General features: G+C 42.6%; 26 protein-coding genes, 3 tRNA genes and 3 pseudogenes. 23 read left to right on the top strand and 9 right to left on the bottom strand.

The genetic code is table 11. The annotated features are described in order from the left end of the window. The first annotated feature begins 135 nt into the window (after positions 1-135). The 8 genes and pseudogenes from B5Y67_RS03330 to B5Y67_RS03295 all read left to right on the top strand — a co-directional run bounded on the left by B5Y67_RS03330 (position 136) and on the right by B5Y67_RS03295 (position 3917). On the top strand, positions 136-522 hold the full coding sequence (locus B5Y67_RS03330) for a MerR family transcriptional regulator (protein WP_088225128.1): 387 nt from the start codon (positions 136-138) through the stop codon (positions 520-522). 3 nt (positions 523-525) lie between these two features. After that, entirely contained in the window at positions 526-1062 is a 537-nt protein-coding gene (locus tag B5Y67_RS03325; RefSeq protein ID WP_088225127.1) for a flavodoxin family protein, read from the top strand. A gap of 52 nt (positions 1063-1114) precedes the next feature. Further along, a pseudogene (locus tag B5Y67_RS03320) lies at positions 1115-1318 on the top strand (flavodoxin family protein); the annotation flags it as partial. 29 nt (positions 1319-1347) lie between these two features. Next, positions 1348-1557 (top strand): annotated as a pseudogene (locus B5Y67_RS03315) (short-chain dehydrogenase); the annotation flags it as partial. Between the two features lie 397 nt (positions 1558-1954). Next, entirely contained in the window at positions 1955-2542 is a 588-nt protein-coding gene (locus B5Y67_RS03310) for an RNA polymerase sigma factor (protein WP_088225126.1), read from the top strand. A gap of 24 nt (positions 2543-2566) precedes the next feature. Then, on the top strand, positions 2567-2785 hold the full coding sequence (locus tag B5Y67_RS03305; protein WP_088225125.1) for a DUF1858 domain-containing protein: 219 nt from the start codon (positions 2567-2569) through the stop codon (positions 2783-2785). A 290-nt stretch (positions 2786-3075) separates the two neighbouring features. Further along, positions 3076-3513, top strand: a complete 438-nt coding sequence (locus B5Y67_RS03300; RefSeq protein ID WP_088225124.1) for a DoxX family protein — start codon at positions 3076-3078, stop codon at positions 3511-3513. 11 nt (positions 3514-3524) lie between these two features. Continuing rightward, the gene (locus B5Y67_RS03295) at positions 3525-3917 is read left to right on the top strand and encodes a (2Fe-2S)-binding protein (RefSeq protein ID WP_088225123.1); all 393 of its coding nucleotides are present in this window, start codon (positions 3525-3527) and stop codon (positions 3915-3917) included. 671 nt (positions 3918-4588) lie between these two features. Here the strand turns inward: B5Y67_RS03295 and B5Y67_RS03280 are convergent. Next, entirely contained in the window at positions 4589-4987 is a 399-nt protein-coding gene (locus tag B5Y67_RS03280; protein WP_088225122.1) for a MerR family transcriptional regulator, read from the bottom strand. A 103-nt stretch (positions 4988-5090) separates the two neighbouring features. Between B5Y67_RS03280 and B5Y67_RS03275 the strand changes: the two genes are divergently transcribed. From B5Y67_RS03275 to B5Y67_RS03260, 4 genes are all read left to right on the top strand, one after another. Next, positions 5091-5945, top strand: coding sequence for an aldo/keto reductase (locus B5Y67_RS03275; RefSeq protein WP_088225121.1), 855 nt, complete (start codon positions 5091-5093; stop codon positions 5943-5945). Between the two features lie 38 nt (positions 5946-5983). Next, positions 5984-6601, top strand: coding sequence for a flavodoxin family protein (locus tag B5Y67_RS03270; RefSeq protein WP_088225120.1), 618 nt, complete (start codon positions 5984-5986; stop codon positions 6599-6601). A gap of 45 nt (positions 6602-6646) precedes the next feature. Then, positions 6647-7636 carry an aldo/keto reductase gene (locus B5Y67_RS03265; protein WP_088225119.1) on the top strand — a complete coding sequence of 330 codons (990 nt, stop codon included), beginning with the start codon at positions 6647-6649 and terminating at the stop codon, positions 7634-7636. A 246-nt stretch (positions 7637-7882) separates the two neighbouring features. Next, positions 7883-8161, top strand: a complete 279-nt coding sequence (locus B5Y67_RS03260; protein ID WP_088225118.1) for a hypothetical protein — start codon at positions 7883-7885, stop codon at positions 8159-8161. Here B5Y67_RS03260 and B5Y67_RS03255 read toward each other — a convergent pair. After that, positions 8144-8947, bottom strand: coding sequence for an EFR1 family ferrodoxin (locus B5Y67_RS03255; RefSeq protein WP_088225117.1), 804 nt, complete (start codon positions 8945-8947; stop codon positions 8144-8146). The two genes, B5Y67_RS03260 and B5Y67_RS03255, sit on opposite strands and share 18 nt — an antisense overlap. 457 nt (positions 8948-9404) lie before the next feature. Here B5Y67_RS03255 and B5Y67_RS03245 point away from each other — a divergent pair, with 457 nt between their 5' ends. The 3 genes and pseudogenes from B5Y67_RS03245 to gltX all read left to right on the top strand — a co-directional run bounded on the left by B5Y67_RS03245 (position 9405) and on the right by gltX (position 12626). Beyond that, positions 9405-10064: a TetR/AcrR family transcriptional regulator gene (locus B5Y67_RS03245; RefSeq protein WP_088225116.1), complete on the top strand. Its 660-nt coding sequence runs from the start codon at positions 9405-9407 to the stop codon at positions 10062-10064. Between the two features lie 76 nt (positions 10065-10140). After that, positions 10141-10334, top strand: a pseudogene (locus B5Y67_RS25760) (recombinase family protein); the annotation flags it as partial. Positions 10335-11153: 819 nt separating this feature from the next. Further along, complete coding sequence (gene gltX, locus B5Y67_RS03240) at positions 11154-12626, top strand: glutamate--tRNA ligase (RefSeq protein WP_088225115.1); 1473 nt, start codon at positions 11154-11156, stop codon at positions 12624-12626. A 42-nt stretch (positions 12627-12668) separates the two neighbouring features. Here the strand turns inward: gltX and B5Y67_RS03235 are convergent, their stop codons facing one another. After that, complete coding sequence (locus B5Y67_RS03235; protein WP_088225114.1) at positions 12669-13775, bottom strand: aminotransferase class V-fold PLP-dependent enzyme; 1107 nt, start codon at positions 13773-13775, stop codon at positions 12669-12671. A gap of 76 nt (positions 13776-13851) precedes the next feature. Between B5Y67_RS03235 and selD the strand changes: the two genes are divergently transcribed. The 6 genes from selD (at position 13852) to B5Y67_RS03205 (ending at position 16251) form a co-directional block, all read left to right on the top strand. Then, a complete protein-coding gene (gene selD / locus B5Y67_RS03230) occupies positions 13852-14874 on the top strand; it encodes a selenide, water dikinase SelD (protein WP_088225113.1) in 1023 nt (340 codons plus the stop codon). Positions 14875-14886: 12 nt separating this feature from the next. Next, positions 14887-15480, top strand: coding sequence for a sulfurtransferase-like selenium metabolism protein YedF (yedF, locus tag B5Y67_RS03225; protein WP_088225112.1), 594 nt, complete (start codon positions 14887-14889; stop codon positions 15478-15480). 10 nt (positions 15481-15490) lie between these two features. Next, on the top strand, positions 15491-15742 hold the full coding sequence (locus B5Y67_RS03220; RefSeq protein ID WP_088225111.1) for a DUF3343 domain-containing protein: 252 nt from the start codon (positions 15491-15493) through the stop codon (positions 15740-15742). A gap of 271 nt (positions 15743-16013) precedes the next feature. Beyond that, positions 16014-16087: transfer RNA gene (locus B5Y67_RS03215), tRNA-Gln, on the top strand. A 6-nt stretch (positions 16088-16093) separates the two neighbouring features. Continuing rightward, positions 16094-16169 (top strand) — tRNA-Glu (locus B5Y67_RS03210). Positions 16170-16175: 6 nt separating this feature from the next. After that, a tRNA-Lys gene (locus B5Y67_RS03205) sits at positions 16176-16251 on the top strand. A gap of 51 nt (positions 16252-16302) precedes the next feature. On the opposite strand, the gene B5Y67_RS03200 is transcribed toward B5Y67_RS03205, so the two are convergent. Further along, a complete protein-coding gene (locus tag B5Y67_RS03200) occupies positions 16303-17466 on the bottom strand; it encodes an aminotransferase class V-fold PLP-dependent enzyme (protein WP_088225110.1) in 1164 nt (387 codons plus the stop codon). Between the two features lie 85 nt (positions 17467-17551). Then, positions 17552-17803: a DUF3343 domain-containing protein gene (locus B5Y67_RS03195; protein ID WP_088225109.1), complete on the bottom strand. Its 252-nt coding sequence runs from the start codon at positions 17801-17803 to the stop codon at positions 17552-17554. Between the two features lie 429 nt (positions 17804-18232). Here B5Y67_RS03195 and fdhF point away from each other — a divergent pair, with 429 nt between their 5' ends. Together fdhF and B5Y67_RS03185 are read left to right on the top strand one after the other, a co-directional pair. Further along, positions 18233-20914, top strand: a complete 2682-nt coding sequence (gene fdhF / locus B5Y67_RS03190; RefSeq protein WP_088225108.1) for a formate dehydrogenase subunit alpha — start codon at positions 18233-18235, stop codon at positions 20912-20914. A gap of 48 nt (positions 20915-20962) precedes the next feature. Next, complete coding sequence (locus B5Y67_RS03185) at positions 20963-21304, top strand: iron-sulfur cluster assembly accessory protein (RefSeq protein WP_088225107.1); 342 nt, start codon at positions 20963-20965, stop codon at positions 21302-21304. Positions 21305-21505: 201 nt separating this feature from the next. On the opposite strand, the gene B5Y67_RS03175 is transcribed toward B5Y67_RS03185, so the two are convergent. The 4 genes from B5Y67_RS03175 to B5Y67_RS03160 are packed head-to-tail and all read right to left on the bottom strand — an operon-like array spanning position 21506 to position 26063. Continuing rightward, positions 21506-23275, bottom strand: a complete 1770-nt coding sequence (locus B5Y67_RS03175) for an ASKHA domain-containing protein (protein ID WP_088225106.1) — start codon at positions 23273-23275, stop codon at positions 21506-21508. Between the two features lies 1 nt (position 23276). Further along, a complete protein-coding gene (locus B5Y67_RS03170) occupies positions 23277-24290 on the bottom strand; it encodes a uroporphyrinogen decarboxylase family protein (protein WP_242975812.1) in 1014 nt (337 codons plus the stop codon). 48 nt (positions 24291-24338) lie between these two features. Further along, the gene (locus B5Y67_RS03165; RefSeq protein WP_088225104.1) at positions 24339-25406 is read right to left on the bottom strand and encodes a uroporphyrinogen decarboxylase family protein; all 1068 of its coding nucleotides are present in this window, start codon (positions 25404-25406) and stop codon (positions 24339-24341) included. A gap of 6 nt (positions 25407-25412) precedes the next feature. Next, on the bottom strand, positions 25413-26063 hold the full coding sequence (locus B5Y67_RS03160; protein ID WP_088225103.1) for a corrinoid protein: 651 nt from the start codon (positions 26061-26063) through the stop codon (positions 25413-25415). Positions 26064-26105 lie beyond the last annotated feature (42 nt).

The raw sequence follows: 26105 nt of genomic DNA, 5'->3' as shown, positions 1-26105 counted from the left end.
GCCATACTTAATTTCTCTGAATTGAGTATTTTATGCAAGTTCTATCCGTGATAAGTTCTTTTGGTAAGTTAGCAATTCTATGAAAACAAGAGGAAAACAACGAAAAATTAAATTAATATAGGGAGGTAATTTTATATGACGATTGCAGAAGTCAGTGAAAAATACGATCTTACACAGGACACACTTCGCTATTATGAACGAATCAGACTGATTCCTCGTGTTAACCGCAATAAAAACGGAATCAGGGATTATACGGAAGAGGATTGCAGGTGGGTAGAGTTTATCAAATGTATGAGAAATGCGGGTCTTCCTATAGAGGCATTGATAGAGTATGTTGCTCTGTTCCAACAGGGTGATACGACTATTGGAGCCAGAAAAGAACTTTTGACCGATCAGCGTAAGCAACTAATTCAAAAAATGGAAGATATGCAGAAAACGCTAGAGCGCTTGAATTATAAGATCAAGGTATACGAAGGGACAGTCGTTAAAAAGGAAAACAAGTTAAAAAGAGCGGAGGATTAGTTTATGAGTAAAAAAGTATTGGTACTTTCAGCCAGCCCGAGAAAAGGTGGAAATTCTGATCTGCTTTGCGACCAGTTTATGCTTGGTGCAAACGAAGCAGGCCATCAGACAGAAAAGATTTTCTTGAGAGATAAAAAGATTGGTTACTGCACCGGCTGCGAGTCATGCTATACCAACCATAATTGTGTTCAGAAAGATGATATGGCGGAAATTTTAGAAAAAATAATTAACGCTGAAGTCATTGTCATGGCGACACCGGTTTACTTCTATACGATGAACGTTCAGATGAAAACGTTGATTGATAGAACGGTTTCTAAATATCAAGAAATCACTGGCAAGGAGTTCTATTTCATTGTTGCGGCTGCCGACAGCAGTGAGCAGGCCATGGAAAGGACGCTTGACGGTTTTCGCGGGTTTACATTCTGTCTGAACGATGCAAAAGAAAAGGGAGTTGTCTACGGTGTTGGCGCATGGCATAAGGGTGACATTAAGGGCAGCGCAGCTATGAAGCAGGCCTTTGAAATGGGAAAGAATATATAAATTCAAACCACAAACGGAGGTAACTATGAAAGTATTATTAGTCAATGGAAGTCAGCTCAATAAATATTTTTCCCTATCGGAAATGTCTGTTATTTCATCAAGGTATTGGAACATGGTACACGGGCATACACCAGAAGACGTGAAACAGGATTTAGAGGGATTGCAAATAATGCGGATATTGGGACGGAATATGGCCTGGTTCTTAAAATGCAAAGAGGCTGGTATCAAAGCAGGTGTTCCGTTCCAATTTTGTTGAAGGAGCAGTAGGAAGTGCTTTAGCGTTCGAATATCAAAGATACCTTGCACGCCTATCAGATGGCGAAACGCTGCAACGAAAAGAGGGTTATGGCGGAATCTATAAAATGGGGTGCCAGAGGTGCGCGAATCAATTCCATCTCTCCGGGAATCATTGTCACCCCGCCGGCCATTGACGAGTTTAACGGCCCCAGAGGTGATTTCTACAAGAATATGTTTGCTAAATGCCCGGCAGGTCGCGGCATCATTCCGTTTCCACTGGATTTCTTGGGTCAACGTACAGTCGATGGTCGAAGTAGTGTTTGTGTTTAAGACGGGGGTCGAGGTGAGGGAGATATTTTAAGGTGAAACGTCGGTTGAGGTTCAAAGTTACCTTGACCGGCGTTTTGTGTCCTCATGGCTAAAACGTTGTATGATGGTTCATAGGAAATTTTTAAAATACGCATTAGGAGGATAATGGTATTTTGGTAGTATTACTATTTTAATCTAATGTTATTTTCACTATCCATTTCAAATTGATTCCGTCCTAATTCATGAAATCAACTTTAACGGGAGAAATGTGGCACTAATGACGATCATTCAAAAAGGAGATGATATCAAGGAATGATTATCAAGAATTTTAAAGGAGAGACTGACAATGCTTATCCGTAAAAACTTATATGGACCAAATGATCTAGAGAATGAAGCCTCCCTTGAAACGATTATTAAGGATAATGAACCTAAAATTATAAACTTGATATACGGAATGACAGGAGATTATCATATCGCCCAGGACTTGGCCCAGGAAACATTTATAAAGGCATTCCAGTCAAGGCAATCGTTCAATGGCCAGTCTAAAATCTCGACATGGCTATACCGTATAGCCGTTAATACAACAATCGACTACCAACGCAAACGATTTGGTCGTAAAGAAAATCCGGCTGAAGAACTTGAAACAAAACTAGACGAAACTCAAGACCCGGATCAAAAGTGTCAAAAAACAGCGATGAGAAAGATGCTGTTTAAGGCGATTTCACAGCTGCCAAATGAACAACGTGAGGTGTACATTTTAAAAGAAATCAATGGATGCTCTACTAAAGAGGTGGCGGAGATCCTTAACATTTCGGTTGAATTGGCGAAGTGGCGACTACACAGGGCACGGATGCTCCTTCGCAAGTCTTTAACTCAAGGCAATGGCTATGAGAATATGGGTTCGTTTAAATTAACTACGGCTGGAATAGAATAAATTATCCATTAGGAGGAAAATTCAATGATTACAGGTCAAATGAAAATTACTGAAATTGTAGAAAAGTATCCGCAGTCCGTCGAAGTGTTTTTAAAACATGGCATGCATTGTTTCGGATGCATGGCTGCCCGGTTCGAGAATCTTGAGCAAGGTGCAAGGGCTCATGGTATCGATGTAGCAAAGCTGCTTGAGGATCTCAATAAAGCGATTGAACAGGATTATTGTTTGGTAAGAAAGGTTTAAAACGAGGTGTTAACTATGAATAAGATGCCTGGTTGTGTTTGTTGGGCACTATGAACCAATCGCCTCTTGCTAAAGAATTAATTTCTGTAGCAGGAGGTTTGTTTTATCCGTTAATGATACAAGTATCATGACTGAGCGAGAAGACTAACATCATCTAGCTATAAATAATTTAACATGAACTTTTTTATAACTTCCCTATCCTTTTAAAAATCTTTCCGTCTTAATATATGAAAGTAGGTTGGCGCCACCTATTGAACTTTAAAAACGTTAATTTTAGAAGGAGCTAAAAAATGAAAAATATAATATTCGCTACAGTTGAGTCCAACAGTTTCTTAATTTTGCGTCTTGCGTTGGGAATTATCTTTTTCGCTCATGGAGCTCAAAAACTTCTGGGTTGGTTTGGCGGTTACGGGTGGACAGGCACTATCGGTTTCTTTTCTTCATTGGGTATTCCCGCTGCATTAGGCGGTTTAGCCATATTAACCGAGTTCTTTGGCGGGATCGCAATTATTTTTGGCTTTTTAACTCGTCCGGCTGCACTTGGGCTTGCCATTGTTAATTTGGTAGCCATAGTCAAAGTCCATGGGGCTAATGGGTTCTTCTTAAATGGCCCCGCTAATTCCGGTATTGAATACGTTTTTGCACTGTCCATGATTTCCCTCTTCTTGCTAATTAAGGGTGCAGGATCACTCTCAATTGATAATGCCATTTCAAAGAAACTAAAATAACGGAGGATAAAATGTTAAAATCACTCATTTCAAAAATATTTTCCAAAGAACAAAGCCAAGTAGTATGCGGCTGTATGAACGTCACCGATCTAGACATCAAGAAGGCGATCAAGAATGGCGCCAAATCCTTTGAAGAGGTTCAAGCCGCAACGAAAGTCGGTACCGGTTGCGGAAACTGTGTTGAGAGTAATAAAGTTTTAGTTAATGAGTTATTGCTAAAAAAGAAAATTGCTGAAAACCAAATTGTATGCGGATGTATGAAAGTCACTGCCCAAGATATCGTAAATGCAGTCAAGAATGGCGCCAAATCCTTTGAAGAGGTTCAAACCGTAACAAAGGTCGGAACCGGTTGCGGAAATTGCGTGGAAAGCAATAAAGCATTGGTCGCATTACTGTTAAAATGATTAAAGATTTCTTACGGTATAGATCAAAAGAAGCCTTTTCACGTTCGAAGAACTGATTCCATATTATAGGAAGATTGGAAAGGGAGATTGAATAATGGATAAACCGGTAATCGCTCAAAAATACCCGTTCCTGTAGATCTTAAAAAGGGTGAAACTTATTATTGGTGTACTTGTGGCAAAAGTTCTACCCTACCGTTCTACAACGGAGCGCATCAAGGTACTTCCTTTACGCCGATGGCATTTATAGAAAAAGATGAAACTGCTTATCTTGCACGTTGCCAGGGCGGGTGTGTGACGGGAAACTGTCATGCACGGTGTGGAACGGGAGAAAAAGCGGAGATAACATCAAAGCCTTACCTATCGTTATTGTTCATGGCTAACGAAAGGCTCTCTCTTTAGTTGAGGGAGCTTTTTTGTGTTTGTTTACGGCAGAAAGATTTGGAATTCAACGGATAAACGATTAAGAAGGATTATCTGGCGGTGTAACAATAAATAGTATCCAAAGGAGAAAAAGAATGCGAGAGTAGGCATATCGATGATCAACTTTTATGTAGTCTTTGTCAACACTTTACTGGTTAACATATTAACTATAAAAATCCGGGTGGTTCAAATAAACGGGATGTAGGTAGATTTGTGTGTAATACAAATCTACCTACATCCCCATTTTTGCTTCAATCCTCAATATTAATTAGATTGCTATTATACTTTATTTTTCCTCTAAGTGCATCATCATAGAATTGTTGTTTATTGTCAATGAAATCAACACTTTCGTTCAATTCTACTATTCTATTCATTAAATCTACCTTCAGCTTATCTAACATTATCTTGCGTTCAGGAATGGTTGATTGACCTTTCAGACATAGGCTAAGATAGGTTTTCATATCTTGAATACTCATTCCACATTTTTTAAGGCAAGATAAGCTGTTTAGCCAATTAATATTTTTATCATCAAAAATTCTATAGTTGTTTTTATCTCTTTTGACATTTGGGACTAAGCCCTCGTTGCAATAAAACTTTAGAGTTTCATAAGTCATGTTTACTTTTTGACATGTTTCTTTCATCGAATACATGAAATTACCTCCAAAAGGCATAATAGTATTTGACCGGTAGTAACAACCGGGAATTATAATCGTATTGTACGACAAAATACAGTGTGAATCAAGGAGGATAAAAATGGAATATGTTATTTTGAACAATGGGGTAAAAATGCCAGTCTTAGGATATGGAGTTTATCAAGTATCCCAAGAAGAATGTGAAAAATGTGTATTAGATGCAATTAAGGTAGGTTATCGTTTAATTGATACTGCACAATCGTACTTTAATGAAGAAGCAGTAGGAAATGCTATTCAAAAATGCGGTATACCTCGTGAAGAATTATTTATTACCACAAAAGTATGGATAGATAATTATGGTTATGAAAAGACAAAAGCATCTGTATTGGAATCCATGAAAAAGTTAAAAACGGATTATTTGGATTTGATTTTGCTGCATCAACCTTTTAGTGATTATTATGGCTCTTATCATGCTTTAGAAGAAATGTATAAAGACGGAAAAGTAAGAGCGATTGGAGTGAGTAATTTCTATCCTGACAGACTGTCTGATATCTGTGCTTTTAATGAAATCACTCCTCAGGTCAACCAGGTGGAAACAAATCCGTTGAACCAACAAATAAAGGCTCAAGAGAATATGATTAAGAACAAAGTTCAAATTGAAGCATGGGCTCCGTTTGGTGAGGGCAGAAATAATATATTTTCTAACTCTACTTTAGATAGGATCAGCAAAAAATATCAGAAGACAGTTGCTCAAGTTATTTTAAGATGGTTGATTCAAAGGGGTGTTGTTGCTTTAGCAAAATCCACTCATATAGAAAGAATGCAGGAAAACTTTGATCTATTTGATTTTGAATTGTCCAAAGAGGATATGGAAACCATTATGACATTAGATACTGGAAATAGTTTGTTCTTTTCCCACCAAGAAGCAAGTACTGTGGATTTCTTCGTTGAACTTATTAATAAAAGACGAATATGAAATAGGAGTCTTATAAATAAAGCTAGGAGGAAAATGATATGAAAGTACTATTGATAAATGGCAGTCCAAATATGAAAGGATGTACCTATACAGCATTAACAGAAGTAGAAGAAACTTTACATGAAGCAGGTGTCGATACTGAAATCATTCATGTTGGCAATAAGGATCTTCGTGGATGTATGGGATGTCGTCAATGTAAAAAGAATGGAAAATGTGTATTTAATGATTTAGTTAATGAAGCTGCGCCTAAATTTGAAGAGTGCGATGGAATCATTATTGGTTCGCCAGTATATTTTGCCTCGGCAAACGGAACTCTTGTCTCATTTATTGATCGATTATTTTATAGCGTTCCATTTGACAAAACAATGAAGGTTGGTGCAGCAGTTGTTTCAGCGAGAAGAGGAGGATCTTCTGCAACCTTTGATGTAATCAATAAATATTTTACGATTTCAGGTATGCCAGTTGTTTCTAGTCAATACTGGAACAGTGTTCACGGATACACACCAGATGATGTTCAAAAAGATGAAGAAGGATTACAGACAATGCGTACATTGGGTAAAAATATGGCATTCTTAATTAAGAGCATTTCATTAGGAAAAGAAAAATTTGGTTTGCCAGAAAAAGAAGAAAGAAAAGTTACAAATTTTATCCGCTAAGATAAATGATTAGCGATGATTTGTCTGACTAAAGGGGAAAAGTACATGCAAAAGCGTCAATTAGGAAAAGGCGGCTTGGAAGTATCAGCAATCGGGCTTGGGTGCATGGGAATGAGTCATGGTTATGGCCCAGCGTCGAATAAAAAAGTGGCCATTTCTCTAATCCATGCGGCAATCGACCGGGGTGTTAATTTTTTTGACACCGCCGAAGTTTACGGACCATATGTCAATGAGGAGTTAGTCGGTGAAGCACTTGCCCCGTTCAAGGGGGAGGTAGTTATCGCTACCAAGTTTGGTATTAAAGAGGTTAATGGCAAGCAGGCACTTGACAGCAAGCCTGAGACCATTAGGCAGTCCGTTGAAGGCTCCCTCAAACGCCTGAAAGTTGAAGCCATTGACCTATACTATCAACATCGTGTTGACCCAAATGTCCCGATCGAGGAAGTGGCCGGAGTAGTACAAGACTTAATTAAGGAAGGTAAGGTTAAGTATTGGGGGCTTTCCGAAGCAGGAGTACAAACAATACGCTGTGCACACGCGGTTCAGCCGCTTACTGCAATTCAAAGTGAATACTCAATGATGTGGAGAAATCCTGAAGAAGAACTGCTGCCTGCCCTAGAGGAACTTGGAATCGGTTTTGTTCCGTTTAGTCCACTTGGCAAGGGATTCCTTACTGCAAAAATTGATAAGAATGCAACCTTTGCTAGTTCCGACTTTCGCAACATTGTTCCGCGCTTTAAACCGGAGAATCTCGAAGCCAATCAGGTTTTGGTCGAACTGATAAAAAAGGTTGCTGTAGGTAAAAATGCAACTCCAGCACAGATCTCGCTAGCATGGGTACTTGCCCAGAAACCGTGGATTGTTCCGATTCCTGGCACGCGCAAAATGGAGCGCCTGCAAGAAAATCTTGGCGCAGCGGACATCAAGCTGACTCTCGATGAAATAAATGATTTGAACGAGGCGCTCTCGAAGATCGAGATTAAGGGGGATCGCTATCCGGCAGGTTCAGAATACGCAAATAGAACAGGTAAATAAGGAACAAATATTCCGGATATTAGTTAGAGTAAGTAGCTAAGTCTTACCGAACGCAAATCCCTCCTTGACAACTATTGCTTTTTAAGTGATGAATGCTTGTCAAGGAGGGATTTCTATATGACTGATGAACAAAGGCAAAAGATTAAAATATTGCGATACCAAGGGCTCGTCTCTTTACTAAACTCACGGCACGAAAGGCCTCCAATAATAGCAATCATTAGTAATTGAAGAGGTGTTAAAACGATAATGTCTGAAATCGGAATGGGAGAAGCTCCAATCCCACCTGATATCGTTGAAAATCTATTTATTAGAGAAGAAGACAGCGGATTTATTGTTTTCATAGCCTTTTTAGGTGCCTTTGTGCCGCTTTCAACAGATGCCTATTTACCGGTGTTTCCGCAGATGGTCCAGCATCCAAATACGACAGCTGATATGATCAATCTAACCTTAGTTCAGCCTGATATTTATGGGCGATTCATAGACGATACATTCAGAATAATTATATCTCTAACTGTTATCGTTTGATTTTACATCTTGATGCATGTAATATTGTGAAATGACTTTATGACCAATATCAGGATGTGTATAACGCTCTCTATCTTGTGTCTTATTCTCGTAATTGATGGCTCGTTTTGGGCAGTGTTGAATGCAGGCCATACAACATTCGCATTGGTGGTGGAATACAGGCTTTCCATCCTCTAGGGTTATATTCTTTGCCGGACAAACATCCCGACATATCCCGCAGGAGATACAATCATCATTGACATCGTAGCCACTATTGCTATTTTGAATTAGAGCAATAAATTTATCATACTTCTCTTTATCTGACTCTTCTAAGTTTGAAATGGGTATGTGCTGCTTTGCAACAATACTATCAATTACTGGTTTGGTATTGATTTCAGCCTTTTTTAAAATGTCGTTGACTTCTATAGGCATGGGATATGCTGTTAGCGCATTTGGATACGAAATAATTTTGGCACCATAGTTCAGCTGTAAACCCCGCTTTTGAAGCAAATTGCCCATTTGTGAAATAACAGCACCATTGTTTCCTGCGTATGTCGCTACACAAAAAATGTAGGTATCACTTTGATCCGAAAACTTCATTTTACGGACAAAGTTTGCTACCATTGATGGTGGACCTCCGGCATAATTAGGAAAGACAAATCCTATACGCTCATAACCAGATGGTATCTCTAATAGAGTGTCTTTGTAAATTGCAACAAGCTCACAATTGGGTAATGCTTTGGCAATATCTTTTGCAACCTTAAGACTGTTTCCTGTACCTGTAAAAAAATAAATCCTATTTTTCATGATTATCACTCCTTAATTTTTCAAATAGCCTCGAAATCAATACATTACTACGCTACAATATCCAAAGCTTGGTATGCCTGGCAATCAAAGTCCAGGAAGTGATCACGAAGGGCTTTCCAGAGCCGATAAATGAGAGTAGCTCCCATTGCTTCAACAGCGCGCTGATCGGTTGTGACCGGGTTGGCAAAGTTATAGAAGTCATGGATGAACGCCAGATGATGTACCATCCGCCAGATGAATGTACCATCCGCAGCGGCTGCTCCACTGTGTAAGCACTCCAGATCATCCAGAGATCCGCGATGTACTGTTGCCCCCACAGAGGTCAACGCTCTAGGTCCGCTTTGTTTGAATAAAGGGAACGGTTATTCCGTTTATGTTAATATTATACGGAACTATAATTCCATTTGTCAATGCCCAATTTTTTAAGTAAAATTAGAAAAGAAGGGGGATTATCACTATGACAGAGAAAGAGCAGTCTTTGAACCAGACGGCTGATAGTCCACAGCCCAATGAGGACAATTTTGGCGATCATTCAAAACCATTGCGGGCGGACGCAAAACAAAACAGAGAGCAGATACTGAAAGCGGCCCAAAAGATATTTGCCGAAAAAGGGTTGTCAATTCCGATTAGTGAAATTGCCAACCAAGCCGGGGTAGGTATCGGTACAATATATCGCCATTTTCCGACGAAGGAAGCATTGTTTGAGGCAGTCAATATTAGTTATAAGCAGCGGCTTACATCAGAGGCTAAGTCTCTGATGAATCATGTCGATCCGGGCAAGGCATTTTTTGATTTATTTTCACGTGTTTTGGATGAGGGTTTTACCAACAGGGCCTGGAAAGACGCTTTTAAAAGTGGTGCCTTAATTAGTGAGACAGCAAACTCAGATGTGTTACAGGATTTTCAATCGGCTATTGCTAATCTTCTTACTCGGGCTCAGCAAGCGAAGGCGGTACGGGAAGATATCGATGTGCAGGATTTAAGCACTCTTTTGTTTAGCCTTCTGCTGGCATTAGAGCAGCAAGGAAGCGCTTCCGATATTGACCGATTCCATAGATTAGTATCCATTGCCATCGATGGTCTTCGTTGTAAAGATGCTTTCAATAAGTTAAAGTGAATAATGATAATGAATTTCAAACCTGACATTTTCATTCTCACTGTGCTTGTTAAACCAACAAATCGCGCAACCGATGCAAGTTGATAATTATACCCGCTATATCCAGGAAAACAAGAACTGGGAGTTTGTTCTTGTTTATACAGACGAATGCTTGCCGATGCCCTTGATGGCAAAATCACCCTGATTATTACTAAATCGGTGTTACGGTTTGCTCGTAATACCGTCGATACGCTAACAACCGTCCGAACTATTGATCACCAATATGTCGAGCCTGGCTGAAATAAGTACTCAATAATTGATACAATTAATGAACATAAAAAGTCCAGTACTACGGTTTTTTAGGGCAAACAGCATCGTTTAAGACGGTGCTGTTAATGTTTTTTGTACCTTTTCGTTAAAAGATGCATCCTATCAGGAACAATTACTACCTTTCGTTAAAAAGTATAAGCTCACAAAGTTTTGTCTCGATATCCTGAGTTTTGCAGTAAAAATATAGTAAAAAGCTCTGTCAGTACAGCATTTATGCGGACTACAGAGCTTTATTTTTCGGCATATTTATGTTGTATATTCAGACTTGATTTGTGGTATTGCAAATTTTTTTGATTTCAGATGTGGTCATAATCTTATTTTCGAGATCAACGCCGAAAACTTTCTCCAACGTCTGCAGGATTTCATCTCTTTGAGATACCCTTGAGACATGGATTTTGGGCTTGCCGGAAGCCCCTATCCTACGGCGAAAACAGTGTTTTCGTTCTTAGCGAAGTGTAGCTAGGTGAGGTTCACAAGTACCTTGAAAATTATATTTGGGCTCATGTATAATTAAATTATAATATTATTTCATAATATATAAGTTATATAAGTATTTTTGCTGTTTCCGAAATTCGGAAAAAATAAGCCTTTAGGGGGGGATGCTTAAGTGAATTACCAATTATTGAAGAGTGCTACCCAAGAGGTTAGGGATGAGTTCGCTCCATGTATCTATAATTGGCGAAGTGGATTGTTTGAAAACTAACTATGTTGTAATTTGGACTTATTTTTTGTGGTACAAATGGCTTTTTTCGAGCTAAATAATACATAGGAGAGTAGTAAATGGAAAAGATCAGAGTCAGATTTGCTCCGAGCCCTACAGGTTATTTGCACATCGGAGGAGCAAGAACAGCATTGTTCAACTGGTTATTCGCAAAAAAGCACAACGGGAAATTGATACTTCGCATTGAGGACACAGACACAGAACGACTCAAGGAAGACTCTGTAAGTCAAATATTAAGCAGTCTCAAATGGTTAGGGATCGATTGGGATGAGGGACCGGAAAAAGGTGGCGAATTTGGCCCCTACTTTCAATCCCAACGGCAAGAACATTACACTAAAGCAGCCCAAAGGTTAATTCAAGAAAATAAAGCATACCATTGTTTTTGTAGTGCAGAAGAATTAGAAGAAGAACGGCAAAAGCAACGAAAAGAGGGGACGCCTTTTCGTTATCAGGGAAAGTGTCGAAACTTATCTCCTGAAGAAGTTCAAGATAGACTAATGCGGGGGATTCCTTCTGTGATAAGGATGAAAGTACCGAACTCAGGTCAAGTTGTTGTTGAAGATCTTATTAGAGGAGCTGTGAGCTTTAATGCTAAACAATTCGATGACTTTATTATCGTTAAGTCGGATGGAACACCCGCCTACAATTTTGCTTGTGTTGTTGATGACCACGCCATGCAAATTAGCCATGTTATCCGGGCGGAGGAACATTTATCCAACACGCCAAAGCAGTGTTTAATCTATCAGGCTTTAGGTTACGAGATACCATTATTCGCTCATCTATCAATGATTTTAGCACCCGATCGCAGCAAATTGAGCAAAAGGCATGGCGCAACTTCTGTTGGCGAATTTCAAGAAATGGGTTGTTTACCGGAAGCTTTAGTCAATTATCTGACTCTACTTGGATGGTCTCCGGCAGAGCAGCAGAGTGAACTCATTGCTCCTACTCAAACGATCTCTGCTTTTTCACTAGAAAAGGTTTCCAAAACCGCTGCTGTATATGACGTTCAGAAACTAATTTGGCTTAATGGGCAATATATGACCACCTATGATTTAGATAGACTAACTCTACAAGCCATACCATTTTTTATTCGGGCTGGTCTAATCAATAACATAGAAGCTGAAGAAAATCGAGACTATATTCGTGACGTCGTAAACACGGTTAGAGAAAGAGTAAGGACTCTAGGAGAATTGACCGAAGCAAGTCGTTACTATTTTCAAGACGTTGTTTCCTATGATGAAAAAGGCCGCGAGAAGTATTTTGTTAAACAAGAAGGCGTTGCGGCTTTGCTCACCAAGGGCAGAAATTGTTTGAATACCCTAGAACGATTTGATGTAGAAAACGTTGAAAGCGCCTATCGACAATTAATGAGTGAGCTTGAGATTAAAGGTGGTACTATTATTCACCCCACAAGGTTAGCCTTAACAGGTCAAACCGTTAGCCCAGGCTTATTTGATGTTATGGCTCTATTGGGGAAAAAGAAATGCGTAGAACGTTTAGATAAGGCCATTGAATATATTCGGAAAATTTAAAAGAGGAATGGGTATATGAAATCGGCATTTGGTATTTTTTCTTTATCGACTAGCTAAAGTGCGTACGGCATCGATAGCGGACTCTGTCTCTTCTAGCGTGTTGAAATGCGAGAAAGAAAACCGGACGGAGCCGGATAGTTTGAGTCCATCATGCATCAATGGTGCACAATGTGCCCCCGCGCGCACCGCAATGCCGTATTTTTCAAAAAGTAGATCGGCGACTTGAGCAGAATCATACCCTTCGATATTGAGAGAGACTATGGGTGTGCGGAGAGGCGCAGCCAAATCGCCATAGAGTGTAACTCCTGGAGTATCTGCCAGCGAATGTGCAAAGAGGCGTGCCAGTGTATCCGCCTGGCCATGAATTGTTGATAGCCCAGTGGATTGTATATATTGTACGCCAGCCAATAATCCTGCAATCCCGTGCGCATTTTGCGTACCAGCTTCCAGCGCATCGGGCAATTCCCGGGGATGTTTGAAGTCGAAAGAATGATGGCCGCTTCCCCCAACATACAGGGATTCGGGCATGTAATTGGGTCCTAAACAGAGCCCTCCGGTACCTTGCGGTCCGAAGAGGGATTTATGACCTGTAAAGCAAAGCGCTGATATGTTTTTCATATCGATAGGCAAAAGTCCAGCGCTTTGTGAGGCATCTACAATGAAGTGCACGCCTCGTGCTGCACATAATTCACCGACAGACTGTATATCGAATACGTTGCCTGTGACATTGGAAGCATGTGTAAGTACTACGGCCTCAGTATCTGGCCGGATGGCAGAGGAAATTGCTTCCCTCGAAATGCATCCTAGGATGTCACAAGGAACAATGGTATAATTATCCTGCCTGTATATGGGTCGCAGTACCGAATTGTGCTCTGCAGCGGTTGTAACGATATGTCCTTTAATTCCGGCAATGGCGATGTTTAAGGCGACAGTGGCATTGGGGGTGAATACAACGCGCATAGGATCGTCAAGAAGCCCAAAGAGTGAAGCCAAGGCTATCCGTGCTTCCATCAACATACGGAGGGCGTCAAGCGCTGGTCTATGCGCTCCGCGTGAAGCGTTGCCAAACGTATCCATGGCTTGTAAAACGGCTTCCTTGACGCAATCAGGTTTTTTTAGAGTTGTGGCAGCGTTGTCCAGATAAATCATTTTTTTCTCCAATCTGTAAACAGAGATTATTTTATATTAGTATAATGCAAATACCTGTGATAAGGAAGGGATTTCCATGATGAGTTTATTATCAAACTGTACGTCCGGCGGCTGCGGGGCCAAGATTGGTCCGGGTGAGTTATCCAAGGTGTTGTCCGGTATGCCTGTATTTGGCGATCCTAAGCTCCTGGTTGGTTTTGATGCATCAGATGATGCTGCCGTTTATCAAATTAATCAGGACACTGCTATTGTTTCTACTGTGGATTTTTTCTCGCCGATGGTGGATGATGCCCGCTCGTTTGGCCGAATCGCAGCTGCTAATGCTTTAAGTGATGTATATTCCATGGGGGGCACACCACTTTTCGCTCTGAATCTCGTTTGTTATCCTGAGAGAATGGAACTAGAAGCCTTGGGTGAAATATTATTAGGCGGCGCGGAAAAGATCCAAGAGGCGGGAGCGGTACTTTGCGGCGGTCATTCTATCTATGACAAAGAGCCAAAATATGGGCTGGCTGTCACCGGACGTCTCGACCCGGAACGAATCTGGCGTAATAACACACCAGCTCCTGGGGATCAGCTGATCCTTACAAAACCACTTGGAATTGGTATCGTTATGGCTGCGCTGCGTGGAGAAATGGCAGATGAACAAGCTGTTCAGGCAGCGATTTCTTCCATGCAGCGGCTCAACAAATATGCAGCGGAGAAAATGCACAGTTTTCCGATCAGTGCCTGCACTGATATCACTGGTTTTGGACTGTTAGCCCATGCAAGAGAAATGGCGGGGGAAGGTACATCGTTAGTATTGTATAGTTCGGAGTTGCCATATATCCCTCAAGCTTATAAGTATGCCGGAGATTATCTGATAACTGCGGCTGCACAGCGCAACCGCAATCATATGCAGGGCTTTGTGGATCTTGGCGATACACCCTTTGCCTTGCAGGAATTGATGTTTGATCCGCAAACCTCTGGAGGACTGTTTCTCAGTGCCCCGAAATCCTGTGCCCAAGAGCTGTTAAGTGCCATTCAGGAAGTGGAACCGCAGGCTAGAATCGTAGGAGAAGTGCTCCTGCCGCAAAATTCATCGATTTTAGTACGCTAAGGAGGAATATTCATGAATAACATTGATTGTATTGGACAGGTCTGCCCTATACCGGTCATTCGAGCAAAAAAAGCGCTGGAGAGCTTGGGGGAAGCTGGCGGCGTGGTAACTGTTTTAGTAGATAACGACATTGCCCGTCAAAATCTTCAAAAGATGGCAACAGGTCTGGGTTATCAAAGCGAGTATGAGCAGAAAGAAAACGGCAATGTCGAAGTTACCATTGTTGCAGGAGAAGGCTGTGCTGTGGAAAGCTGCGCGACAGACGGAGATTCGGGGCTCGTCGTCGCCATCGGCAGGAATTCCATGGGGGAAGGCAGCCAGGAGTTGGGCCAAATACTGATCAAAGGTTTCATCTTTGCACTCAGGGAGCTTGTGCCGCCGCCCACGCATGTTTTGTTTTTCAATTCGGGGTCATACCTTACCAGCAGTGATTCAAACTGCTTGGAGGACTTGCGCGCTCTGGAAGCAGCGGGAACGGTTATCCTGACCTGTGGGACTTGCACCAATTATTTCGAGATTACAGAGAAGTTAGGGGTCGGTGAGATCACCAACATGTACGGCATCGTTACAGCTATGGCTGGGGCGAAGCGGCTTATTAATCTTTAGGAGGCTATCTGTGTCTTATATTCTTACGTTTGCCAACACGCATGCGGCTATTTTGGCCGAAAAGGCGCTTTTGCAGGCTGGATATTCGGTAGGGGTGATGCCATTGCCATCCGGTATTAAAGCTGGATGCGGCATCGCGCTTCGGGTAGATGATTATATTGCGTCAAATGCATTTTTGAAGGACAATAACATAGTTGTCGCAGCTGTCTATCAAACGTCGGCAAATGCACATGAGACTGTGTACAGCGAGGTAGTGCTATGAATATGCTTTAAGCGAGACAAGTGAACTCGTTCAGCTAAAGCTGAACAACGGGGAACCACTCCCACTTCTACAAGTGGGAGTCTTACGATTACGATTAGATGAAGACCTAAAGAGCGACATACAGGAATAGGCCCTGACATTAAAAAAATTTCAAAAATGACTAGACATATTAGTTGTAAATGGATTATAATAAAGGCCGTGACATAATCCAAATCAAATGATTATGCATAACGTAATGGTGATGCTTATTGAATTTAAAGGCATCTAGTATTCCGGGATTGTGTAGTGGTAGCACGTGTGACTCTGAATCACATAGCCTAGGTTCGAATCCTAGTCCCGGAGCCAAATTACGGCCCCATAGTCAAGAGGCCTAAGACGCTGCCCTCTCAAGGCGGAAACACGGGTTCGAATCCCGTTGGGGCTACCAATTTCCGCGCCACTAGCTCAGCTGGTAGAGCATCCGACTCTTAATCGGCAGGTCCCTGGTTCGAATCCTGGGTGGCGCACCAGAGAATGTATTATCCCGCAAGTTATTGCGGGATTTTTTTGCGTCACAAATATTACAAAGTATTTAAACTTCGCCATATACAATCAATCACTTTTAAAACTTCCTCTTCTGTGTTGAAATGACTAAAGCTAAAGCGTACGGTTCCGTGCGGAAAAGTACCCAAAGTTTTGTGACCAGACGGAGCACAATGAAGTCCTGAGCGTGTCATTATCCCATGTTCTTTATATAGAAGATAGCTAACCTCCGCATTATCATGCTTCGGAAAATTGATTGAGATGATTGACGTTCTATCCTGAAGATCGCTCTTTCCGATTAATTGCGCTGACGGAATCTCTAATATCCTGGTCATAAATAGATTCAGTAAATGTAATTCTTGTTCGCGGATTTTATCGATGCCAACTTTGAAAAGGTATTTTAGAGCAGCATTAAGTCCAAAAATTCCAGGAATATTTAGTGTTCCCGCTTCAAATTTATCTGGCATACAAGCGGGTTGAGTCTCTAGTTCGGAAAAACTTCCCGTACCTCCTTCAATCAGTGGTTCTATAGATGGTTCAATCCGTTTATTTACTAGAAAGCCTCCTATCCCTTGGGGACCAAGCAATCCTTTATGTCCGGTAAAGGCAAGTGCGTCAACATTAAGCCAATTCATGTCCATCTCTGTAAAGCCCGCAGTTTGGGCACTGTCCACGATGAAAAAAATGTTATTCATACGACAGAAGTGACCGATCTCCTTCAAGGGCAACATTGTACCGCAAACATTGGAAGCTGCGGTCATAAATACAGCCTTTGTATTTGCTTGAATCAGGCTTGGAAGAGATTCAACTTGATCCGGTGATAATGCCCCTTCCTTATTACATTCCAGGATATCAACCTCAAGATTTCGTGCTCTTAAGTTGTTCAATGGCCGCATAACAGCATTATGTTCCATTGAAGAAACTATGACATGATCTCCAGATTTCAGGAGACCTTTTATGATGACGTTCATGCTTTCTGTTACGTTTTTTGTAAATACGACATTCTCGGGTTTATCAAAGCGAAAAAGACGGCAGAGTAATTCCCTTGTTTCATAAATTACTTCTTCTGTTTGATAGGCTTTTGTATAAGCCCCCCTATTAACATTGCAGCCAATGGAAGATAAGAAATGCGAAACTGTCTCGGCTACACCCGGAGCCTTAGGGTATGAAGTAGCTGCATTATCTAAATATATCTCTTTCATGGTTTCACTCCAAAACTATATATGTTTTCCCTTCGTATACTTTATTGACGTCTGAGCAGCAGATACTTCACTATCGGACCAGCTGTTAGTGGTTTTTGGCGTACTTTAAAATATACTGATTGCCTTTAATATTGTATATTTGTTTAATATCCTGGATTAACAATATACTTAAATCTCCATTATAGTAAAACTCCACTCCTACTGCGCAACTTGTGTTAATATTTCTGGGCACAGGCTTAACTTCTGCTACTATGTTATTGTTACGCAAAAACCTATTAAACCTTATTGCCCCAGAAGTGGTGAAAAATATTGCAAAATATAGTTCGCCTGATTCCATTTTGAGAAGTCTCCTTTTAAGTCTTTATGTACTTAATAAATATTGAAACATGAACTCATCAGGAAAAGATCATTACACAATATAAGTATGTAGAGCCTTTTTAAACTGGAACCATATCGAGAATAATATTACTAATCTAGTTTTAAAAAATGAAAGCCTACAAACCGGATTATACAAACAGGACACGATAGGACGGAGTAAAAGGTATGAAAATAGAAATAGAAGAAGAAAAAGAAAACAACAGGCGGAATTATAGTTGTGGTTGGAAAAACTTTGAATGGCGTTGTTGAAATTTTCTTAATAAATATTTAAGAAAGACTAGCTTATAAAGTTTCGAAAGGCTATAATAAGTGTTATAAGTTAAAATGAATGACAGTACATAATGATTATGTTATGATTGACTATGTTGTGAATGAGGAGTGAGACATTTTGGAGTGGTTTACTTTAACCATTGATGGACGAGAAGTCAGTGTCCCAAAAGGAACGACTGTGCTTGAAGCCTGCCGCATGCATGATATCTCAATTCCGACCTTGTGTCATGACCCGGAACTTACCTCTGCCGGCGCTTGTCGTTTGTGTATCGTCCAAATCGAAGGGATGCGTAATCTTCCCCCATCTTGTGTGACTCAGGTTACTCAAGGCATGGTCGTTCAAACTCAAAATTCCAGAGTTCGGGCAGCCCGCAAAACAATTCTGGAACTGTTGGTTGCGAATCATCCGTTAGATTGTATGACATGTCAGAGGATGGGAAATTGCTCTTTAACCCAATATGCTTATGAATATGGTGTTACCGGAAAGCTTTATCAAGGTGAGCGCCGTCATCTTTCCGTGGACGAAGGGAATCCCTTCATTCTAAGGGACCCCAATAAATGTATCTTGTGTGGTAAATGCATTCGGGCGTGTGATGAGATCCAAGGACGGAGCGTTTTGGATTTCTCTTTCCGTGGGTTCGATACCCAAGTCGGTCCGGCTTTTAATCTTCCCTATCACGAATCTGATTGCGTCTTCTGCGGTTCCTGTGTCTCTGTCTGTCCGGTCGGAGCGTTGACCGAAAAGAAGATGGTCGGCAAGGGGCGTCCTTGGGACATTGCGAAAGTTCAAACCACTTGCCCATTTTGTGGGACAGGCTGCAACTTCGATCTCAACGTGAAAGACGGAAAAGTCATTGGCGTAACCTCAAACCCCAATGCCCCGGTTAATGGTAAAGCGTTATGTGTCAAAGGGCGGTTCGGGATGGATATGATTTACAACCAAAACCGTTTAACAACTCCTTTAATACGAAAAGAGGGTGCATTGGTTCCTGCAGAATGGGATGAGGCCTTAGATTTAGTGGCGAAAAAGTTTCGGGAAATTAAAGACAATTATGGAGCGAATGCTCTTGCTGCCTTAAGTTCAGCTCATTGTACGAACGAAGAAAATTACCTCATGCAAAAGTTCATGCGTGCTGTTATCGGGACCAACAATATCGACCACTGCGCCAGGGTCTGTCATGCTCCTACAGTAGCCGGACTGGCGGTTTCGTTCGGGTCAGGAGCTTCAACGAACTCCTTCGACGAAATTCCGGATGCCAAAGTTATGTTTGTTATTGGGGCTAACCCTACAGAAGCTCACCCTGTTGTTGGAACCAAGATGAAACAAGCCTTAGCCAAAGGGGCAAAGCTAATTGTCGCTGATCCTCGCAAAATTGAACTGGCAGAGAGTTCGGATCTATGGCTAAGACTTCGCCCTGGGACAGATGTTGCTCTGATAAACGGAATCATGAATATTATACTGGCTAATGGTTGGGAAGATCGCTCGTTCATTGAAAAACGTACGGAGGGGTTTGAAAAATTCCACGAGAACCTTGAAAATTACCCGCCGGAATTAGTGAGTCAAATCACTGGTGTTCCCCTGGAACAGCTTATTGAGGCGGCTAAAATCTATGCTACGGCAGAACGGGCCATGATTTTCTATACCTTAGGGATAACAGAGCATACCACAGGTACGGATAACGTGATGAGTTTGGCAAACCTGGCTATGCTAACGGGCAATGTAGGTAAGAAGTATTCCGGAGTCAATCCCTTGCGCGGGCAAAATAATGTTCAAGGTTCTTGCGACATGGGGGCATTGCCTGGCGACTACCCAGGGTACCAGAAGGTCGCAAATCCAGAGGTCCAAAAGAAATTTGAAGAAGCATGGGGCGTAACGCTAAGTCCAAATATTGGACTCATGCTTCCAGATATGTTTCCGGCAGCTAGTAACAAAGATTTGCGCGCTATGTATATTATGGGCGAAGATCCGGTGGTTACCGATGCCGATGCCAATCATGTGCGCAGGGGAATGGAATCCCTCGATTTCCTCGTAGTACAAGACATCTTTATGTCGGAGACGGCTAAACTGGCGGATGTTGTTCTGCCAGGGGCTAGTTTTGCAGAGAAGACCGGAACATTCACCAATGCCGAACGGCGAATACAGATGGTCAATCAGGCTATCGAGCCTATTGGTAATGCTAAAAGTGATGGGGAAATCATTTGTGAACTCGCCAAGCGCATGGGTTATCCATTTTTCTATAATTCTTCAGCAGAAATCATGCAGGAAATAGCAAATCTTACGCCTTTGTACGGAGGGGTTACCCATGAGCGTCTTGGGACGCAAGGACTGCAGTGGCCTGTACCGAGCCTTGAACATCCCGGGAGCAAGGTCTTACATCAAGAAACTTTCTCGCGCGGCAAAGGACTTTTTATGGCGATTGCCCATCAGGATGCTAATGAGCTGCCTGATGAACAGTACCCGTTCCTTCTCAGCACAGGCCGTAAACTTTCACATTATAATGTTTTCACGCAGAACTCAGAAGCACTCGATAGCTATTCTCCGGAAGAATTAGCAGAGATCAACCCGTTGGATGCTGAACGTCTCAGCTTCGAAGAGGGAGAATTGGTAAAAGTGACATCTCGGCGTGGGGAACTGGAAACAAAACTAAAGATAACTGAACGAGTACCGCCCGGCATGGTTTTCATGACCTTTCATTATAAGGAAACACCTACCAACGTCTTAACCAATGGAGCTTCTGATAAGGTTTCTAAAACGTATGAGTATAAAGCCTGTGGTGTACAACTTGCAAAAATTGGTTAAACCAAAAGTGAAGACTTTGAATATAGTTTTAATAAAGGAGTGACCATAATGGTTAAAATAACTGAACTTGCAGCGCAAAAAGTCAAAGAAATACTCAAAGCCCAAAATAAAGAAAATTCATCCCTTCGTCTCTATCTTGCAGGGATGGGCTGCAGCGGCCCGAATTTTGGCATGGCTCTGGATGATTCGAAAACGGATGAAGATATTCTGGACGAAGAATACGGAGTTTCTATCCTCACCGAGAAAAAACTCTCTGATTATTTAGAGGGAGCCACAATAGATTATATTGATACAGAAAACGGCGGAGGCTTTGAAATACGTCCGGCAGTACCCTTTAATGGCGGAGGATGTGACAGCGGCTGCTGCGGAGGATGCGGCGGCAGCTGTTAATATTGCAATTACGCGACTAGCTCAGCTGTTAGAGCATCCGACTCCTAAACGGCAGGTCCCTGGTTCGAATCCTGGGTGGCGCACCATAGAATAATTAATCCCGCAAGTAATCTTGCGGGATTCTTAATATTGGGAGCTGGTGGGATAGGGGCTGATGCTATTACCTATGGATAACAGCGTTTTAATGCGCCCTGTAAGCTTTCAAAAACCTAATGCTTTGACAAAGTAATCTTGAAAGCGAGGATCTGTGGAAAGCTCCAAAACCTCTAATTTACGTTTCAATTCGTTGATCTCTTTCAGCACATTCTTATTGAGCAGGGCCAAGCGGGCGCCTTCTACAGAGGAATTGCCGACAAAGGTAATTTTTCCTCGAAATCCTTTGGGAAGGAGGCCAATCTCACGGATACTATCCGGATTAATATGATAACCGAAGGCCCCGGCAATAACTGCTTCTTCAAGTGACTCGAGCGGAAGACCGGTTTCTTCAAGGAGAATAGATACCCCTGCTGCTATGGCGCCCTTGGCCAGCTGAATCTGGCGAAGATCTGACTGGGAAATGTAGATCTCTTCGGTGAGATAAAATTTTTTATCTCGGATTCTGGCTTCAATTCTGGGGTCGAGTTTAGGATTAAAGCGGCCACTCGCTAGAACTATTTTCCGCTTAACCAATGATGCTGTGATATCAATAAGACCGCTCCCACAGATTCCCTTGGGTTTGGCATCACTAATTGTTGTGAATTTAAGCTCATAATTATCATCGATAAAAAAAGTATCAATGGCACCTTCTTCCGCACGGCAGCCGCAGGAAATGTTCATACCTTCCAAGGCCGGACCGGCAGCCGCTGAGGTGGCAAGGAGCCTGCCGCCAAGATTAGCCACAATTTCACCGTTTGTTCCGATATCTAAAAAAACTGCCGGATGATCTATTTTTACAAAAGCCGTAGCTGCCAGACCGGCAAGTATATCAGCCCCCACATACCCTGAGGCGGAAGGCAAGAGGACTACCAACCCCGCCGGGTTGATCTGCATACCGATCTCTTTAGCATTTAGGTTAACTTGCTCCAAAAAAATCGGACGATAGGGCGCCCGGGCCAAGGAAGCAGGGTAGATCCCCAGAACAAAGTGCAGCATGGTCGTGTTTCCTGCGATAACTATCTGGTAAACACGCTCCGCTCTTTCTCTGGTTGCAGTCAGTTCGAGCACAAGTTCATTCACCTTATGGAGAATAGCTTCTTGAAGACGGTCGGGTCCTTGAGGATTTTCCTGGCAGTAACTGATCCGTGACAAGACATCACCACCGAACTCCGTTTGCGGGTTTAGACAGGATTTTTTGAGAAGGGTTTCTCCGGAGGTCAGGTTAATAAGATAAGCGGACAGGCCGGTGGTTCCAATGTCTACAGCCACCCCCAGGATTTCGCTTGGTTCGCTTCCCAGGTCAATAAGGAGATGATCCCGAATGACACCGTAGCTCGGGAGTGTGCCCCTTAGCTCCAGTTTGCCCATCTTACGATAAAGATCGGGCGAGTCACAGCTATAAGAGAGGCTTTCGAGATAGGGCTGTGCTGTTCTGGCAAGAGGAGGCAGCAAAACTTGTTTGACCGAACTATCAAGTTCAATCTCAACCTCCAAACCATGATCAATGGTTTGGAGCTGTTTTTCTTTGGCCAAAAGCTCAATCCAAACGTCACCCTTTACTCTCGCTTGGCAGGCCAGACGGATGTTAGGCTCATTGATGAATCTACATTCCAGCTCCTCGGGGGGAAAGAGGTCCCCCCGGGCAGCGACACGACATTTTCCGCACAGTCCTAAGCCATTGCAGGGTGTCTCTGAGACTAGCCCGGCTGTTCTAATACATTCCGAAAGCCGCGTGCCTTCGTTGACTTCTATAGCGAGATCCTCAGAGGGGAAATGCACTGTAACCTTATTAACAGCAAGATCATTACCTGCAGCCTTATTTATCGTCGCAGACATCTTAACTATAAGAACCTTCTTTCACGTAATTAGTCATAGCCCTGAGATTGCTTAGAGGTGTAGCCATACTGAGGCCGCAAGCCGGTGCGGCAATATCGACCCCTGAATGAAGAGCATTGCAGGTGATGGATATGATCTTCGCTTTTTCTCCGCTGTGCAGAAGCTGGGTGCTGACGTTGCCCATGAGTCCTGTCTTAATTACCTTTCGGGCGGCTTTTATGTTGACGATGGAGTCGAAACTTACAGCGTCGGCCTCAACCTCGTTAAGGGGGTCGATGATACTGCGGGCATTCCCGCAGATGTGCAGGATGACGGGGATACTCTCCTGATGCAGAGCCTTAATTATTTTCTGATAGTAGGGGACCGCGAACTTTTGGAAATTGCGCGGTCCCAGAATTTCACCTGTTGCCGAGGGATCGGAGATGGAGATAACGTCTGCGCCGGCTTTAACCATCTCTAAGGCATATCTAATCAGATATTCATTAATGAATTCTAAAAAGCGGGCAGCACGCTCGGGTTCCCGGCGCAGCATTTTGAAAATCAGCAGTGGATCAACGACCGAGGTAGCTGCACTCATATGGCCGGAAACATTGCCAATGACCGGAATACGGTCGTTACGAAGTTCGTGGATCGCTGCTAAAACTACTCCCATTCGGCCCGCGGTGACGTCAACAATCGAATAGTTTTGCATAATAGCTTCAAGGGGCTCGTCATTATAGTGAGTGACTCGGGGTTCGATAAGGTTATCGCCAAGATTAATGCCGGCACCTAGTGCTTCAGCTTCTGCTGTTAGACAAAAGGGTACGCCGTAATTTTCAAAGCCTGCCAGCTCGTTGATTTTCCGAGCAGCGGTTACCATGGCTTTAGCTGAGGAGTGCTGACAGCCTCCGATTTGTTCGGAGATTTCCGTTACGCAGGCACTCATCATGCCGCCCGGGCAAATAACAGGAGGCCGATCAACCTGGCCTCTCTTCAATACTTTTAATAAACGTTCTTTTTCCTCCAAATCAGGCACCTTCTTCCGGCCCTAACGACTGTAACGCAGGACAGATCTTATTTGGTTTTAACGTAACATTTTATCCAACTTTTCAGGATCAATAGGGTAACCTATTTCTCGTGCTGTCTCCATCATTGCTTCAATATTTGTAAACGGCGTTTCCACCGGCAAACTGCAGCCGGACATGATTACATAGCCTTTCGGTGAATCCCAAGCTTGCTGCACGCATTTTATAACCGCTGCGCGGACATCAGCAGGGGTGCCGGCGTACATAACGGCTGAAGGATCGACATGCCCCAGGATTTTAACTCTGTCGCCGACTTGTTCTTTGCACTTCTGCAGATCCACGACATTATCGACGCTGAATCCGGCAATACCCATGGCGACAATGTCTTCCCATATTTTTTCGGTTTTCCCGCAAATATGCATCGTCACGGGGTTGCCTTGATTCGTAATATAGTGCACTAATTTTTTGATATAAGGCTCGCCAAATTCTCGGAAATGCCTGGGGCCGACAATAGTACAGGAAGACATAGGTTCAGAAATTGTCGGTGTCAGACCAACATCAATTATCGCCTGAGCATAGCGGATACAAGTTTCCAGGGAAACTTCGCAAGCACGGTGAATGACTTCAGGATTTGTAAAGAATAGCTTACTCATCCGTTCAATGCCTAATAGGAAAAAGGCATTGGTAAAAGGACCAACAATTCCTCCGGCACAAGGAACTTCATCGCCTAATTCTTCAATCAGATATTTCATGGCTTCAATATGGACCGGCAAGCGGCCGTCTTTATACGGATCAGCTGCTTCTAAACGATTGATGTCACTCAGGTCTCCCAGTGCCGGAGCAGCCAGGTCAGCTGTATTGTCAACGGGAAAATTAATTTTCGCGCCCATTGCTTCAGCCCAAGGGAATAAATCCGTAAAAATTCTTACCCCATCGTAGCCAAAACGACGATAAGAAGCGACTTGAGCTGCGGCAATCAGCCGGGCATTGCTATTAAATTCGGATATCTTACAGCCATAAACCCGAGCTACCCCATTAGCTACATTGGGATTGCAAGGCAGACGATCTGCCATTTCGCCTCGGGCGATAGCTTTAGCTCTTTCCAGCGGTGTCATCCTGTCCTTCATGATGGCTTAAACCTCCTTGACCAACGATTGTGCTAAAACAGCTGCCTTTGAGGCATCTCCAGCATAATAGGCTCCGATTTTGTCGGCGAAGCCTTTGGAGATCGGCCCTCCGCCGATCATCACTTTAATCTGATTCTGCAAATTTTCGCCTTCCAGGAGCCTGATCACTTCTTGCATCCCCTCCATAGTTGTTGTCATGAGAGTTGATAAAGCGATAATATCAGCTTTAATTTCTTTGGCTGTATTTACAAAATCAAGGGGAGGCACGTCGCGGCCTAAATCTATTACCTCGAAGCCTGTCGTTTCCAGCATTATTTTCACAAGATTTTTGCCTATATCATGGGTATCTCCCTGAACAACTCCAATGACAATTTTATGGTTATCCTCAAGATTGTCTTGCTTTAAATGGGGCCTTAAAACGTCCAGCCCGGCATACATAGCATCCGAACACATGAGCAGCTCCGGAATAAAATATTCTTCCTCTTCGTACAAGGTGCCCGCACGGTCCATTCCTAGGGCTAAGCCCTGGTTGATGCCTTCATAGGGATCAAGATTATGAGCGATATAATTCTTGGCGAGCTCTACAGTCTGTTCTTCATCCATATTGACAACCGAATCAGCTAAATCTAACAAGAGCTTAGATTTAATATCTGACATACTTTATTTCCCCTTTTCTTTTAAGTTACGTTTTTTATCAAG

This window comes from Desulfosporosinus sp. FKB (assembly GCF_002196705.1).
Taxonomy (GTDB): Bacteria; Bacillota; Desulfitobacteriia; order Desulfitobacteriales; family Desulfitobacteriaceae; genus Desulfosporosinus.
Note: the sequence above shows the minus strand (reverse complement) of the source record. Positions and strands in the feature narration are given on the sequence as shown.

Excerpts from the sequence above, each read along its gene's own strand:
- B5Y67_RS03300 (WP_088225124.1), top strand. The coding sequence starts at position 3,076 with ATGAAAAATATAATATTCGCTACAGTTGAGTCCAACAGTTTCTTAATT.
- B5Y67_RS03265 (WP_088225119.1), top strand. The coding sequence starts at position 6,647 with ATGCAAAAGCGTCAATTAGGAAAAGGCGGCTTGGAAGTATCAGCAATC.
- B5Y67_RS03280 (WP_088225122.1), bottom strand. The coding sequence starts at position 4,987 with ATGTATTCGATGAAAGAAACATGTCAAAAAGTAAACATGACTTATGAA.
- B5Y67_RS03200 (WP_088225110.1), bottom strand. The coding sequence starts at position 17,466 with ATGAAAGAGATATATTTAGATAATGCAGCTACTTCATACCCTAAGGCT.
- B5Y67_RS03160 (WP_088225103.1), bottom strand. The coding sequence starts at position 26,063 with ATGTCAGATATTAAATCTAAGCTCTTGTTAGATTTAGCTGATTCGGTT.
- gltX (WP_088225115.1), top strand. The coding sequence starts at position 11,154 with ATGGAAAAGATCAGAGTCAGATTTGCTCCGAGCCCTACAGGTTATTTG.
- B5Y67_RS03175 (WP_088225106.1), bottom strand. The coding sequence starts at position 23,275 with ATGTCTGCGACGATAAATAAGGCTGCAGGTAATGATCTTGCTGTTAAT.
- selD (WP_088225113.1), top strand. The coding sequence starts at position 13,852 with ATGATGAGTTTATTATCAAACTGTACGTCCGGCGGCTGCGGGGCCAAG.
- B5Y67_RS03255 (WP_088225117.1), bottom strand. The coding sequence starts at position 8,947 with ATGAAAAATAGGATTTATTTTTTTACAGGTACAGGAAACAGTCTTAAG.
- B5Y67_RS03275 (WP_088225121.1), top strand. The coding sequence starts at position 5,091 with ATGGAATATGTTATTTTGAACAATGGGGTAAAAATGCCAGTCTTAGGA.
- B5Y67_RS03245 (WP_088225116.1), top strand. The coding sequence starts at position 9,405 with ATGACAGAGAAAGAGCAGTCTTTGAACCAGACGGCTGATAGTCCACAG.
- B5Y67_RS03325 (WP_088225127.1), top strand. The coding sequence starts at position 526 with ATGAGTAAAAAAGTATTGGTACTTTCAGCCAGCCCGAGAAAAGGTGGA.
- B5Y67_RS03165 (WP_088225104.1), bottom strand. The coding sequence starts at position 25,406 with ATGAAGGACAGGATGACACCGCTGGAAAGAGCTAAAGCTATCGCCCGA.
- yedF (WP_088225112.1), top strand. The coding sequence starts at position 14,887 with ATGAATAACATTGATTGTATTGGACAGGTCTGCCCTATACCGGTCATT.
- B5Y67_RS03270 (WP_088225120.1), top strand. The coding sequence starts at position 5,984 with ATGAAAGTACTATTGATAAATGGCAGTCCAAATATGAAAGGATGTACC.
- B5Y67_RS03260 (WP_088225118.1), top strand. The coding sequence starts at position 7,883 with ATGTCTGAAATCGGAATGGGAGAAGCTCCAATCCCACCTGATATCGTT.
- B5Y67_RS03295 (WP_088225123.1), top strand. The coding sequence starts at position 3,525 with ATGTTAAAATCACTCATTTCAAAAATATTTTCCAAAGAACAAAGCCAA.
- B5Y67_RS03235 (WP_088225114.1), bottom strand. The coding sequence starts at position 13,775 with ATGATTTATCTGGACAACGCTGCCACAACTCTAAAAAAACCTGATTGC.
- B5Y67_RS03195 (WP_088225109.1), bottom strand. The coding sequence starts at position 17,803 with ATGGAATCAGGCGAACTATATTTTGCAATATTTTTCACCACTTCTGGG.
- B5Y67_RS03310 (WP_088225126.1), top strand. The coding sequence starts at position 1,955 with ATGCTTATCCGTAAAAACTTATATGGACCAAATGATCTAGAGAATGAA.
- B5Y67_RS03185 (WP_088225107.1), top strand. The coding sequence starts at position 20,963 with ATGGTTAAAATAACTGAACTTGCAGCGCAAAAAGTCAAAGAAATACTC.
- B5Y67_RS03305 (WP_088225125.1), top strand. The coding sequence starts at position 2,567 with ATGATTACAGGTCAAATGAAAATTACTGAAATTGTAGAAAAGTATCCG.
- B5Y67_RS03330 (WP_088225128.1), top strand. The coding sequence starts at position 136 with ATGACGATTGCAGAAGTCAGTGAAAAATACGATCTTACACAGGACACA.